This is a genomic window from Streptomyces sp. E-08, assembly GCF_049913095.1.
Classification (GTDB): Bacteria; Actinomycetota; Actinomycetes; order Streptomycetales; family Streptomycetaceae; genus Streptomyces.
This window is the reverse complement of record NZ_CP183971.1, coordinates 2,017,334-2,030,505: the sequence shown is the minus strand read 5'-3', so window position 1 is coordinate 2,030,505 and position 13,172 is coordinate 2,017,334. Positions and strand designations below refer to the sequence as shown.

General features: G+C 71.2%; 8 protein-coding genes. 6 read left to right on the top strand and 2 right to left on the bottom strand.

Annotated elements, in window-relative coordinates; genetic code table 11:
• Window positions 1–148 precede the first annotated feature (148 nt).
• Together ACN9MM_RS09290 and ACN9MM_RS09285 are read left to right on the top strand one after the other, a co-directional pair.
• Window positions 149–1,663 (top strand): APC family permease, encoded by a 1,515-nt coding sequence (locus ACN9MM_RS09290; RefSeq protein WP_426363178.1) that lies wholly within the window; start codon window positions 149–151, stop codon window positions 1,661–1,663.
• Window positions 1,664–1,688: 25 nt separating this feature from the next.
• On the top strand, window positions 1,689–3,323 hold the full coding sequence (locus ACN9MM_RS09285) for a flavin monoamine oxidase family protein (protein ID WP_426363177.1): 1,635 nt from the start codon (window positions 1,689–1,691) through the stop codon (window positions 3,321–3,323).
• Between the two features lie 6 nt (window positions 3,324–3,329).
• Here ACN9MM_RS09285 and ACN9MM_RS09280 read toward each other — a convergent pair whose 3' ends face one another.
• Both ACN9MM_RS09280 and ACN9MM_RS09275 read right to left on the bottom strand, forming a co-directional pair.
• Entirely contained in the window at window positions 3,330–4,712 is a 1,383-nt protein-coding gene (locus tag ACN9MM_RS09280; protein WP_426363176.1) for an FAD-binding oxidoreductase, read from the bottom strand.
• Between the two features lie 87 nt (window positions 4,713–4,799).
• Complete coding sequence (locus ACN9MM_RS09275) at window positions 4,800–6,602, bottom strand: glycoside hydrolase family 15 protein (RefSeq protein ID WP_426363175.1); 1,803 nt, start codon at window positions 6,600–6,602, stop codon at window positions 4,800–4,802.
• 514 nt (window positions 6,603–7,116) lie between these two features.
• On the opposite strand from ACN9MM_RS09275, the gene ACN9MM_RS09270 reads away from it, so the two are divergent.
• The 4 genes from ACN9MM_RS09270 (at window position 7,117) to ald (ending at window position 13,013) form a co-directional block, all read left to right on the top strand.
• Window positions 7,117–8,775: a CTP synthase gene (locus ACN9MM_RS09270; protein WP_426368705.1), complete on the top strand. Its 1,659-nt coding sequence runs from the start codon at window positions 7,117–7,119 to the stop codon at window positions 8,773–8,775.
• Window positions 8,776–8,908: 133 nt separating this feature from the next.
• The gene (locus tag ACN9MM_RS09265; protein ID WP_426363174.1) at window positions 8,909–9,535 is read left to right on the top strand and encodes an NUDIX domain-containing protein; all 627 of its coding nucleotides are present in this window, start codon (window positions 8,909–8,911) and stop codon (window positions 9,533–9,535) included.
• 230 nt (window positions 9,536–9,765) lie between these two features.
• Window positions 9,766–11,751, top strand: a complete 1,986-nt coding sequence (locus tag ACN9MM_RS09260) for a tetratricopeptide repeat protein (protein WP_426363173.1) — start codon at window positions 9,766–9,768, stop codon at window positions 11,749–11,751.
• 146 nt (window positions 11,752–11,897) lie between these two features.
• Window positions 11,898–13,013: an alanine dehydrogenase gene (gene ald / locus ACN9MM_RS09255; RefSeq protein WP_426363172.1), complete on the top strand. Its 1,116-nt coding sequence runs from the start codon at window positions 11,898–11,900 to the stop codon at window positions 13,011–13,013.
• Window positions 13,014–13,172 lie beyond the last annotated feature (159 nt).

The following is a 13,172-nucleotide window of genomic DNA, read 5'->3' as shown; positions in this document are numbered from 1 at the left end:
ACCCGCGTCCGTGTTGCGGCGACATCACCGCACGGTCACGGGACCGGACAGTTCGTACATCAGGGCGACAACTCGTCGTCCCGTGGCGGGAATTGTGCGACCGCATGTCGATTGTGGCCTACGTCACTCGCGAGGATCCTCTCGGGCCATGGCAGAGAACCCCACCCCAGAGGTCCACCGGCTGAAGGCGAACTCGGTCGGACTCGTCGGCGTCGTCTTCATGGCCGTCGCCACCGCCGCGCCGATCACGGCGATGACCGGAAACCTCCCCATCGCCGTCGGCTTCGGCAACGGCACCGGAGCACCCGCCGGATACCTCTTCGCGACGCTCGTCCTGACCGTCTTCTCGGTCGGCTACGTGGCCATGGCCAAGCGGATCACGGCCGCCGGCGCCTTCTACGGCTACATCTCGCACGGCCTGGGCCGGATCGCCGGCATGGCCTCCGGCATGCTGGCCGTCCTCGCGTACGTCGTCTTCGAGGCCTCGATCGTCGGCGTCTTCTCCTACTTCGCCAAGACGACCGTCGCCGACCAGCTCGGCCTCGACCTGCCGTGGATCCTTTACGCGGCGGTCATGCTCGCCGTCACGGCCGTCCTGTCGTACTTCGACATCAACCTGACCGCCAAGGCGCTCGGCGTGATGCTCGTCGCCGAGATCGCCGTCCTCTTCGCGGTCGCCACCGCCGTCCTGATCGCGGGCGGCGGCCCCGACGGCATCCCGGTCGAGCCGGTCGACCCCAGGAACGCCTTCACCGGCACCTCCGCCGGGCTCGGCCTGTTCTTCGCCTTCTGGTCCTGGGTCGGCTTCGAGTCGACCGCGATGTACGGCGAGGAGTCCCGCGACCCCAAGCGGGTGATCCCGCGCGCCACCCTGATCTCCGTCGTGGGCGTCGGCCTCTTCTACATCTACGTCTCGTGGATGACCATCGCGGGGAACGGCCTCGCGGGGTCCGTGAAGCTGTCCGCCTCCTCCTCGCCCCTCGACCTGTTCTTCGCGCCCACCCAGACCTTCATCGGCGCCTGGGCCGTCGACGCCTTCCAGTGGCTGCTGCTCACCGGCTCCTTCGCCTGCGGCATGGCCTTCCACCAGTGCGCCTCGCGCTATCTGTACGCCATCGGCCGGGAGGGCTTCCTCCACCCGGCGCTCGGCCGGACGCACGCGAAGCACGGCTCGCCGTACATCGCCTCGTACGTGCAGAGCGCGATCGCCGTCGCCCTCGTCGCCGCCTTCTGGCTCACCGGCCAGGACCCCTACATCCACCTCTACACGCTGCTCGCGATCCTCGGCACGATGGCGATCCTCATCGTCCAGACGCTGTGCTCGTTCGCCGTCATCGGCTACTTCCGGAAGAACCACCCCGAGGACCGGCACTGGTTCAGGACGTTCACCGCCCCGCTCCTCGGCGGCATCGGCATGATCGCCGTCGTCGTGCTGCTGGTCATGAACATGGAGACCGCGGCCGGTCTCGCCGCCGACTCCCTCTTCTTCAAGGCCATCCCCTGGATCGTCGGCCTCGTCTTCTTCGGCGGCCTCGGCCTCGGCCTGCACCTCAAGGCCAGGCGGCCCGAGCGTTACGAGATCATCGGCCGGATCGTCCTGGAGGACGCCGCCGAGCGCCCCGCCGACCCCCGCACGGAGCCCGCCCCCGTACCGCAGAGCTGATCCCGCCCACCTCCAGGAGCGCCCCATGGCACGCACCAACCCGATGCACCTCCTGAAACTCCTCGCCGCCGAGCACGCCGACGCCCGACGGCTGAGCATCCCCGTCGACGAGCTGCGCGGCATGAGGGCCGACGCCCTCGGACGCCGGACCCTGCTCAAGTACGCCGCCGCCGCCGGGATCGCCGCCGGCGCCGGCACGGCGGTCCCCGCCGCGGCTGCCACCCCCGCCCCGCCCGTCAAGAGCACCGCCCGGGTCGCCGTCGTCGGCGCCGGGATCTCCGGCCTCACGGCCGCCCTCACCCTCCAGGACGCCGGTCTGAGCCCGGTGCTCTACGAGGCGAACCCGTCCAGGGTCGGCGGCCGCATGTGGACCCAGCGGGACCACTGGGCGTACGGCCAGACCTCCGAGATCGGCGGCGAGCTGATCGACACCAGCCACAAGAAGATCCTCGAACTCTGCCGCCGCTTCGGACTCGCCACCGAGGACTTCCTCGGCGGCGGACCCAACGGGGCCGAGGAGGTCCTCTGGTTCGGCGGCGCCTACTACCCCCGGGCCCGGGCCGACGAGGACTTCAACGCCGTCTACCAGGCGCTCCACCGCGACCTGCTGGACGCGGGCGAGGTGAAGTGGAACCAGACCACCCCCACCGGCACCGCCCTCGACGACATGTCGCTGTACGAGTGGATCGAGAGCCGGGTCCCCGGCGGGCACTCCTCACCGCTCGGCCGGTTCCTCGACGTCGCCTACAACGTCGAGTACGGCGCCGACACCACCGAACAGTCCTCGCTCGCCCTCGTCCTGCTCATGGGCTACCAGACCAACCCCGGCAACTTCAACGTCTGGGGCCTGTCCAACGAGCGCTACCACATCGTCGGTGGCAACGACCGGCTCCCGAACGCCGTCGCCGGGGCGCTCGCCCCCGGCACCCTGCGCACGGGCTGGTCGCTGACCGCCGTACGGGCCGAGGCCGACGGCACCCAGACCCTCACCTTCACCGAGGCCGGCGCCACCCGGACCGTCACCGCCGACCACACGATCCTGTGCGTCCCGCTGCCCGTCCTCCAGCAGCTCGACCTCTCCCGGGCCGGGTTCGACCCGCTCATGCGCAACCTCCTTCGGGACGCCCGCATGGGCTACTGCACCAAGCTCAACATGCAGTTCGGCACCCGGCCCTGGCGCGGCACCGGCCCCTGGCCCGGCGTCTCGTCGGGCGACTGCTTCACCGACACAGAGGTCCAGCAGACCTGGGACACCACCAAGGTCCAGGGCGGCACCGGCGGCATCCTCCTCCAGTACGGCGGCGGCAGCCTGGCCCGGAGCCTGAACCCGGCCGGGCCGTTCTCCACCGAGTCCGACCCGTACGTACGGAACCTGGTCACCCGTCACCTGGCCGGCATCGACGCCTTCTTCCCCGGCACCTCCCGGGCCTACACCGGCCGCGCCCAGCTCTCCGCCTGGCACAAGAACCCGTACTCCCTCGGCGCGTACTCCTACTGGCCCGTCGGCTACCTCCACCGGTACGCCGGGTACGAGGGCACCGCCCAGGGCAACGTCCACATCGGCGGCGAGCACTGCAGTTACGACTTCCAGGGCTTCATGGAAGGCGGCGCGACCGAGGGCGAGCGCGCCGCCAGGGAGGTGATCACCGCACTGCGATGAGCCGGCTCACCCGGCCGGGGCGATGTTCTGGTTGAACCGGAACACGTTCTCGGGGTCGTACTCGGCCTTCACGGCGGCGAGCCGGCGGTAGTTCTCCTCACCGAACGAGGAGACGATCCGCTGCTCGCCCTCGGCGCCGACGAAGTTCAGGTACGTCGCGTCGAGCGCCCACGGCCGCACATCGGCCCGCACGTCGTGCACCCACTGCCTCGCCCGCTCGTCGTACGCGGGGTCCTCCCAGGTCGCGAACGGGTGCACCGCCCACGGAGCGGTGCGCCACGGCTGCGGATACTCCGAGGGCCCCGCGGCCACGGCACCGCCCATCAGGAACAGCACGTGCTGGGTGGCCGTGGACGCCGGGATCCCCGCGCCGCGGTCGCAGAAGCTGTCCACGGCCTCGTCGGGGAACTCCCGCAGGTACTCGGCCGACCAGTAGTTCCGCAGCCCCGGAGGGTCGTCCATCATCGACTGCAGATCCACGTAGGGGATGTCCGTGACGATCTCCACCGCCGGCTTCAGCGCGAACAGCGGCGCCGCGAACTCACGGAGCTCCTCGACCGGCCCGGTGTACGTGAACAGCGCCCCGCAGACCAGCTTGCCGACCAGTTCCTCGGGTATGAACGGCTCCGGGGGCGCGGGCAGATAGATAGCGCCGCCACCCATCTCGTCGGGCGCGACGGCCCCGAGATCGCGGAAGGTGCGCACCACCTCGGGCGCGTTCTCCGGCAGGTACAGCAGCATCGACATGCTCATCCGGGGCAGCGGGTGCAGCCGCATCGTCAGCGAGGTCGCCACGCCGAAGTTGCCGCCGCCGCCGTGCAGCGCCCAGAACAGCTCCGGATGCTCCTCGGCGTCCGCGCGGACGTGCTTGCCCTCCGCGGTGATCAGATCGACCGCGAGCAGGTTGTCGCTGGCCAGCCCGAACTTCCGCTCCAGCCAGCCCGACCCGCCGCCCAGCGTGAAACCGCCGACGCCCGTCGTGGACACCCGGCCTCCGGTGGTCGCCACGTGGAACGGCTGGCACGCGTGGTCCAGGTGGGCCATCGTCGCCCCGCCCTCGACCCGTACCGTCATGTCCTCCGGGTCCACCACGACGGCGTGCATCCGGCGGAGGTCGACGATCAGCGCGCCGTCGATCATGGACGTCCCGGCCACGCTGTGCCCGCCGCCGCGCACCGCGATCGGCAGGTCGGCCTCGCGGCCGAACTGGATCGCGTTGGACACGTCGGCCTGGGTGGCGCACTGGGCGATCACCGACGGGCGCCGGTCGATCATGCCGTTGTGCAGGGCACGCGCCTCGTCGTAGCCCTGACCGCCGGGGATGATCACCTCACCGGCCAGGTCGTCGACGAGCCCGGCGAGGGCGCTTTCGGAGATGTGGGGAGCCATGGGAGCCCCCCTTTCGCGAGGGGGGACAGGACCTCTTCATCGTAGGTCCGGCCCCCCTGGAGCGCTCCTCAGCCCCCGTACGCCCCGCTAGCCGCCGTACGCCCCGCTCGCCGTGAGCCGCAGCGCCGTGTCGATCAGCGGGACGTGGCTGAACGCCTGCGGGAAGTTGCCCACCTGCCGCTGGAGCCGCGGGTCCCACTCCTCGGCGAGCAGCCCCAGGTCGTTGCGGAGCGCGAGCAGCTTCTCGAAGAGGGTGCGCGCCTCGTCGACCCGGCCGATCATCGCCAGGTCGTCCGCCAGCCAGAACGAGCAGGCGAGGAACGCGCCCTCGTCACCCTCCAGGCCGTCGACGCCGGCCTCCTCGCCGGCCGTCGGGTACCGCAGCACGAAACCGTCCTCCGTGGACAGCTCGCGCTGGATCGCCTCGATCGTGCCGATGACCCGCTTGTCGTCCGGCGGCAGGAAGCCCATCTGCGGGATCAGCAGCAGCGAGGCGTCCAGCTCCCGGGAGCCGTACGACTGCGTGAACGTGTTCCGCTCCTTGTCGTAGCCCTTCTCGCAGACGTCCCGGTGGATCTCGTCGCGCAGCTCGCGCCAGCGCTCCAGCGGGCCGTCGGCGTCCCCGGACTCGATCAGCTTGATCGTGCGGTCGACGGCCACCCAGGCCATCACCTTGGAGTGGGTGAAGTGACGGCGCGGGCCACGGACCTCCCAGATGCCCTCGTCGGGCTGGTCCCAGTTCGTCTCCAGGTAGTTGATCAGCTTGATCTGGAGCAGGGAGGCGTAGTCGTTGCGGGACAGGCCCGTCATGTGCGCGAGGTGGAGGGCCTCCGTGACCTCGCCGTAGACGTCCAGCTGGAGCTGGTTCGCGGCGCCGTTGCCGACCCGGACCGGGCCGGAGTTCTCGTACCCCGGCAACCAGTCCAGCTCCGCCTCGCCGAGCTCCCGCTCGCCCGCGATGCCGTACATGATCTGCAGGTTCTCCGGGTCGCCCGCGACGGCGCGCAGCAGCCAGTCCCGCCAGGCGCGGGCCTCCTCGCGGTAGCCGGTGCGGAGCATCGAGGAGAGGGTGATCGCCGCGTCCCGCAGCCAGGTGTAGCGGTAGTCCCAGTTCCGGACGCCGCCGATCTCCTCCGGCAGCGAGGTCGTCGGCGCGGCGACGATCCCGCCGGTCGGCGCGTACGTCAGCGCCTTCAGGGTGATCAGCGAACGGATCACGGCCTCCCGGTAGGGGCCGTGGTACGTGCAGTGCTCGACCCACTCGCGCCAGAAGTCGGCGGTCGCCTCCAGCGCGCCCTCCGGGTCCGGCAGCGCCGGCGGCTCCTTGTGCGAGGGCTGCCAGGAGAGCGTGAAGGTGATCCGCTCCCCGGGCATGACCGTGAAGTCGGAGTACGTCGTCAGGTCCTTGCCGTGGGTCTCCGCGTCCGTGTCCAGCCACACCGAGTCCGGCCCGGCGACCGCGACCGTGCGTTCCCCGACCTTGTGCACCCAGGGCACGATCCGGCCGTAGCTGAACCGCATCCGCAGCGAGGAACGCATCCGGACCCGGCCCGAGACGCCCTCGACGATCCGGATCAGCTGCGGCGCGCCGTCGCGCGGCGGCATGAAGTCGGTCACCCTGACCGTGCCGCGCGGGGTGTCCCACTCGGACTCCAGGATCAGCGAGTCCCCCTGGTAGCGGCGCCGGTCGGCGGGGGCGGCCTCCGCGTCCGCGGGCCCCGCCGGGCCCACCCGCCAGAAACCGTGTTCCTCCGTGCCGAGCAGTCCCGCGAAGACCGCGTGCGAGTCGAAGCGGGGGAGACACAGCCAGTCGACACTGCCGTCCCGGCAGACCAGGGCTGCGGTCTGCATGTCTCCGATGAGTGCGTAATCCTCGATGCGCCCGGCCACGTGCTCCACTCCAGTCGTACGGCCACGTCCGCCCCTGAGGGGCGCTTGCTGCTGATGTGCGTGATGTCTGTGAGGTGTCGGCCAAGCCAGTGTGCGGGATGAGCCGCCCTTCACGACGGGCGATGCCGGCCTGCGCGGCGGGTGACGCCGGCCTGCCCGGCAGGTGACGGCGGCCTTCTCGGCAGGTGACGCCGGCCTTCTCTGCGGGGGATGTCCGAGCAGAATACGTGCCACCCCGGCGACCGTAGTGATCACACGGGCGGCGCGCTGCGCCACACGGGTGAGCCGAGCCGCCCCCGGCCCCCACGGTCGCGTCGCCGTCCGTGAACACCCGACTGCCGCGTGTGGCCGGAAGCGGTCTCCCGATGTCGCTGATACCCTGGTACCCCGTGGACCGGTGGGAAACGGCGACAGCCGAGGACCCCGAAACCGCAGCGACGGCACCCCCCGATTCTTCCGGAGGGGACGCCGGTACGCACCTCCAGAACGCGACCACGGGAGCCCCCTCTTGGCGATGCCGCCCAACACCACGACGACCAAGCACATCTTCGTCACCGGGGGTGTCGCCTCCTCGCTCGGCAAGGGGCTGACCGCCTCCAGCCTGGGTGCGCTCCTCAAGGCCCGCGGCCTGCGGGTCACGATGCAGAAGCTCGACCCGTACCTGAACGTCGACCCGGGCACGATGAACCCCTTCCAGCACGGTGAGGTGTTCGTCACCAACGACGGCGCCGAGACCGACCTGGACATCGGCCACTACGAGCGCTTCCTCGACGTCGACCTCGACGGCTCGGCCAACGTCACCACCGGCCAGGTCTACTCGCAGGTCATCGCCAAGGAGCGGCGTGGCGAGTACCTCGGCGACACCGTGCAGGTCATCCCGCACATCACCAACGAGATCAAGGGCCGCATCCGCCGCATGGCGACCGACGACGTCGACGTCGTCATCACCGAGGTCGGCGGCACGGTCGGCGACATCGAGTCGCTGCCCTTCCTGGAGACCGTCCGCCAGGTCCGCCACGAGGTCGGCCGCGACAACGTCTTCGTCGTGCACATCTCGCTGCTGCCCTACATCGGCCCCTCCGGCGAGCTGAAGACCAAGCCGACCCAGCACTCCGTCGCCGCCCTGCGCAACATCGGCATCCAGCCCGACGCGATCGTGCTGCGCGCCGACCGCGAGGTCCCCACCGCGATCAAGCGCAAGATCTCGCTCATGTGCGACGTCGACGAGGCCGCGGTCGTCGCCGCCATCGACGCCCCGTCGATCTACGACATCCCGAAGGTGCTGCACACCGAGGGCCTGGACGCCTACGTCGTCCGCAAGCTCGACCTGCCCTTCCGCGACGTGGACTGGACCGTCTGGGAGGACCTCCTGGACCGCGTCCACAACCCCGACCACGAGGTCACCGTCGCGCTCGTCGGCAAGTACATCGACCTGCCCGACGCCTACCTGTCGGTCACCGAGGCCATGCGCGCCGGCGGCTTCGCCAACAAGGCGCGGGTCAAGGTCAAGTGGGTCACCTCCGACGACTGCAAGACCCCGGCGGGCGCCGCGAAGCAGCTCGGCGACGTCGACGGCATCCTCATCCCCGGCGGCTTCGGCGACCGCGGTGTCTCCGGCAAGGTCGGCGCGATCCAGTACGCCCGCGAGAACAAGGTGCCGCTGCTCGGCATCTGCCTCGGCCTCCAGTGCATCGTCATCGAGGCTGCGCGGAACCTGGCCGACATCCCGGAGGCCAACTCCACCGAGTTCGACCCGGCCACCGCGCACCCCGTCGTCTCCACGATGGAGGAGCAGCTCGCGTACGTCGAGGGCGCCGGCGACCTGGGCGGAACGATGCGCCTGGGCCTCTACCCGGCGAAGCTCGCCGAGGGTTCGGTCGTGCGCGAGACCTACAGCGACGAGCCGTACGTCGAGGAGCGCCACCGCCACCGCTACGAGGTGAACAACGCCTACCGCGCGGAGCTGGAGAAGAAGGCCGGTCTGGTCTTCTCCGGCACCTCCCCGGACAACAAGCTCGTCGAGTTCGTCGAGTACCCGAAGGATGTCCACCCCTACCTGGTCGCCACCCAGGCGCACCCGGAGCTGAAGTCCCGCCCGACCCGCCCGCACCCGCTCTTCGCGGGCCTGGTGAAGGCGGCCGTCGAGCGCAAGATGGGCAAGACGGCGAAGTAGTACGGCGCGTTAACGTAGCCGGGGCAAGGGTCCTCTTCCGGACCCCTGCCCCGGCTTTCGTATGCGGTCAAGCGGTCAAGCGGTCACATGGCCAAGCGGTCAAGTGGTCAGCGGTCATGTGGGAGGACAGCTCATGCAGCAGGTGCAGGACACCCCGGAGGAGTGGCGCGTCGCCGCCACCGCCACCCCCTTCACGGGCAAGAAGACGAGTGTCCGCACGGACGACGTGGTCATGCCGGACGGCTCGGTCGTCCGCCGCGACTACCAGGTCCACCCCGGCTCCGTGGCCGTCCTCGCCCTCGACGAGGAGGACCGCGTGGTCGTCCTCCGGCAGTACCGGCACCCCGTGCGGCAGAAGCTCTGGGAGATCCCCGCCGGGCTCCTCGACGTGCCCGGCGAGAACCCGCTGCACGCGGCCCAGCGCGAGCTGTACGAGGAGGCGCACGTCAAGGCGGAGGACTGGCGGGTCCTGACCGACGTCTACACGACGCCCGGCGGCTGCGACGAGGCCGTACGGATCTTCCTGGCGCGGGACCTCTCGGAGGCGCAGGGCGAGCGGTACGAGGTCTCCGAGGAGGAGGCCGACATGGAGCTCGCCCGGGTGCCGCTCGCGGACCTGGTGCGGGGGGTGCTCGCGGGCGAGCTTCACAACAACTGCCTGGTGGTGGGGGTGCTGTCGCTGGCGGCGGCGCGCGCGGAGGGCCTCCAGTCCCTCCGCCCGGCGACCTCCCCGTGGCCGGCCCGCCCCTTCGACTCGTAGCCCGCCCGCGGGGCCGGCACCGGTGCGGACCCGCGCCCGGGCGGGGCGGCGCCCACGACGGGGGTGGGCGCCGCCCACGGGGTTGCGGTCTGAAGATGTGCTGATCCGATCGGGGGACGTGTCCGCCCTGCTCCGCCAGGTCCGCCTCGCCCCCTGAACTACGCTCGGAATCGCCCGTGCGGAGCCCCCCGCGGGATCGGCTCGTGCGCAGGTGGACGGGAGCGTGGCCCGTGACGGATCAGGCTGTGGCGGCGGCCGGCCGCCGACAGTTCTTCGGCCGGCAGCGGGAGTTGAAGGCCCTGCGTGCCGACATCGAGCGGACCGGCCTCGACACCCTCACCGGCCGCAAGGCACCCCGCGCCCGGGTCCTGCTCATCGCCGGCAAGCCCGGATCCGGCCGGTCGGCGCTCGCCGAGGAGCTGGCCGCCGGGCTCGCCGACCGCTACCCCGACGGAGTCTTCCGCGCCCGGCTGACCGAGCCCGGCGGCGACCCCGTCCCCACCGCGCGGGTCGCGCAGGAGCTGCTCGCCGCGCTCGGCGTCGCCGAACCCCCGGGGGCCGGCGAGGACGAGCTGACGGAGCTGGTCCGCGGGGCCTTCGCGGACCGCAGGGCCGTCCTCGTCCTCGACGACGCCGTCGACGCCGAGCAGGCCGACCCGCTGATCCCCGACAACCCCGACTCCCTGGTCATCGGGGTCGCCCGCGGTCCGCTGACCGGGATCCCCGACGTACGGCCCTGCACGCTCGGCGGGCTCGACCCCAAGTCGGCCATCGAGCTGCTGACCGCTTTCACCGGCTCCGTCCGCATCACCGTCGACCCCCAGGCCGCCGAGACCCTCGTGGAGGAGTGCGGGGGACTGCCGGCCGCGGTCGTCCTCGCCGGCGGCTGGCTGTCCGCACAGCCGAAGGCCTCCGTCGCCGATCTCGCGAAGCGGCTGCGCGGCCTCGGCGGCGACCCCCTCACCCGTACCTTCCTGCTCGCGCACGAGGCGCTGCCCGCCACCGCCGCGCGGATACTGCGATTCCTCGCCCTGGCCCCCCTGGGCCGGGCCGACGCCCACACCGCCTCCGCCCTGGCCGGCTGCTCGGTCCAGGCGGCGGAGACGACCCTCGCCGACTTCGCCGCCCTGGGGCTCGTCTGGGGCGGCGGGGACGGACAGTACGAGGTGCGCGCGCACCTCGTCCCCCTGCTTCGCGCTCAGCTGGAGGAGCGCGACCGGCCCGCCGAGGTGCAGCTCGCCCGGGCCCGGATGCTGGAGCGGACCGTACGGCTGCTCCAGTCCTGCCGTGCGGTCACCGAACCCGAGGGCACGCCCGCCCGACGCAAGCTGGCCGGCCTGCCGCGCGCCCTGCGTTTCCCGAGCACGGCCGCCGCCGCGGCCTGGCTGGACTCCCGGCGGCCCGTCCTCCTGGCCTCCGCCCGCCTGGCCGTGGCGGACGGGGAGCTCGACACCCTCGCCCGGCGCCTGGTCGCGTCCCTGGTGAGGGCGCTCGCCGCGCACCAAGGCGCGGAGGCCGCCGCCCCCGAGCTGTACGGCCTGCACCGGCTGGTCCTGGACGTGGCCGAGCGGCGCGGGCTGCACCGCGAGCGGGCCGCGGCCCTCCTGAACCTGGCCGATCTCGATGCGAAGACCGGCAGGACGAAGGACGCTCTGCTGCGATATCGGTTGGCATTGGATGCCGGACGCGCAGCAAATGACCCGTACGCGACCGGTCGCGCAATGGAATCCGTAGGTGGCGCGTATCAGGAGCTGGGGGACTGGCAGCGGGCCGGCGACTGGTACGGGCGGGCGCTCGCCCAGCGCCTCGCCCGGGACGAGCGCCCCGACCAGGCCCGGCTGTACGCCCGTCTCGGAGCCGTACAGACCTACGCGGGGCGGTACGGGGAGGCCCTGAGGAGCTGGCGCGCCGCCGCGGCCGGCTACCGGAGGCTCGCCGATCTCCCGGGCCACGCGCGGGCGTTGAGCGAGGCGGCCCGGGTCCAGGAGTACGCGGGGCGGCCCGAGGAGTCCCTGCGGACCTGCGAGGAGGCGGTGGAGTGGGCCCGCCGGGCCCAGGACACCCGCCTCCAGGCGGCGCTCCAGCTGCGCCTCGCCGACACCCTCGACCGGCTCGGCGACCCCGCGGCCGCCGGGTTGCACCGGTCCGCGGCCGAGAGACTTCTGGAAACGGAACCATCAGCCTACGAAATCCGCAGTGGCTCCGTCGAAGATTAGTACTTTGAAAGGCTAGACAGCGGGAACTCCTTCATTAGACTGGGTGCGCCGCGTTCGAACGTGGTCTGCCCCGGTGCGCCGCAGTGCATCCGGGTATGTATCGCAGTGCCCCAGATATCCCCCTGATTCAAGGACCGTGATCGACGATGAAGGTCGGCATCCCCCGCGAGGTCAAGAACAACGAGTTCCGCGTGGCCATCACCCCCGCCGGTGTCCACGAGCTCGTCCGCAACGGCCACCAGGTCTTCGTCGAGCAGAACGCCGGTGTCGGCTCCTCGATCACGGACGAGGAGTACGTCGGCGCCGGCGCCGAGATCCTCGCCACCGCCGACGAGGTCTGGGCCACGGCCGACCTGCTGCTCAAGGTCAAGGAGCCCATCGCGGAGGAGTACCACCGCCTCCGCAAGGACCAGACGCTCTTCACCTACCTGCACCTCGCGGCCTCCCGCGAGTGCACGGACGCCCTCCTGGAGTCCGGCACCACCGCCATCGCGTACGAGACGGTCGAGACCGCCAACCGCGCGCTCCCGCTGCTCGCCCCGATGTCCGAGGTCGCGGGCCGCCTGGCCCCGCAGGTCGGCGCGTACCACCTGATGCGCTCCGTCGGCGGCCGCGGTGTCCTCCCCGGCGGCGTCCCCGGCACCCACGCCGGCGAGTGCGTCGTCATCGGTGGCGGCGTCTCCGGCTGGAACGCCACCCAGATCGCCGTCGGCATGGGCTTCCACGTGACCCTGCTCGACCGTGACATCAACAAGCTCCGCGAGGCCGACAAGATCTTCGGCACCAAGGTGAAGACGATCGTCTCCAACGCCTACGAGCTGGAGAAGGCCGTCGTCGAGGCCGACCTCGTCATCGGCGCCGTCCTCATCCCGGGCGCCAAGGCCCCGAAGCTGGTCACCAACGAGCTCGTCGCCAAGATGAAGCCCGGAAGTGTCCTTGTCGACATCGCGATCGACCAGGGCGGCTGCTTCGAGGACTCGCACGCGACCACCCACGCCGAGCCGACCTTCCAGGTCCACAACTCGGTCTTCTACTGCGTCGCGAACATGCCGGGCGCGGTCCCGAACACCTCCACCTACGCCCTCACCAACGCCACGCTGCCCTACATCGTGTCGCTGGCGAACAACGGCTGGGTCGAGGCGCTGCGCCGTGACTCCGCGCTCGCCCTGGGTCTCAACACCCATGACGGCAAGGTGGTTTACAAGGAGGTCGCCGAGGCGCACGGCCTCGAGCACGTCGAGCTCGACAGCCTCCTGGCCTGACCCCGAGGGCCCGTTGACGCCGTCCCCGTCAACGCGTGCCGTCAATATCACGCACCCGGCCGGACCTTGTTCGACAAGGTCCGGCCGGCCGTGTCTCCGGGGCTGCCAAAACGTTCGGGCAACTCGCCTCGAACGTAACCCTTTAACCGTTTCGCACAC

Excerpts from the sequence above, each read along its gene's own strand:
- ACN9MM_RS09290 (WP_426363178.1), top strand. The coding sequence starts at position 149 with ATGGCAGAGAACCCCACCCCAGAGGTCCACCGGCTGAAGGCGAACTCG.
- ACN9MM_RS09285 (WP_426363177.1), top strand. The coding sequence starts at position 1,689 with ATGGCACGCACCAACCCGATGCACCTCCTGAAACTCCTCGCCGCCGAG.
- ACN9MM_RS09280 (WP_426363176.1), bottom strand. The coding sequence starts at position 4,712 with ATGGCTCCCCACATCTCCGAAAGCGCCCTCGCCGGGCTCGTCGACGAC.
- ACN9MM_RS09270 (WP_426368705.1), top strand. The coding sequence starts at position 7,117 with ATGCCGCCCAACACCACGACGACCAAGCACATCTTCGTCACCGGGGGT.
- ACN9MM_RS09265 (WP_426363174.1), top strand. The coding sequence starts at position 8,909 with ATGCAGCAGGTGCAGGACACCCCGGAGGAGTGGCGCGTCGCCGCCACC.
- ald (WP_426363172.1), top strand. The coding sequence starts at position 11,898 with ATGAAGGTCGGCATCCCCCGCGAGGTCAAGAACAACGAGTTCCGCGTG.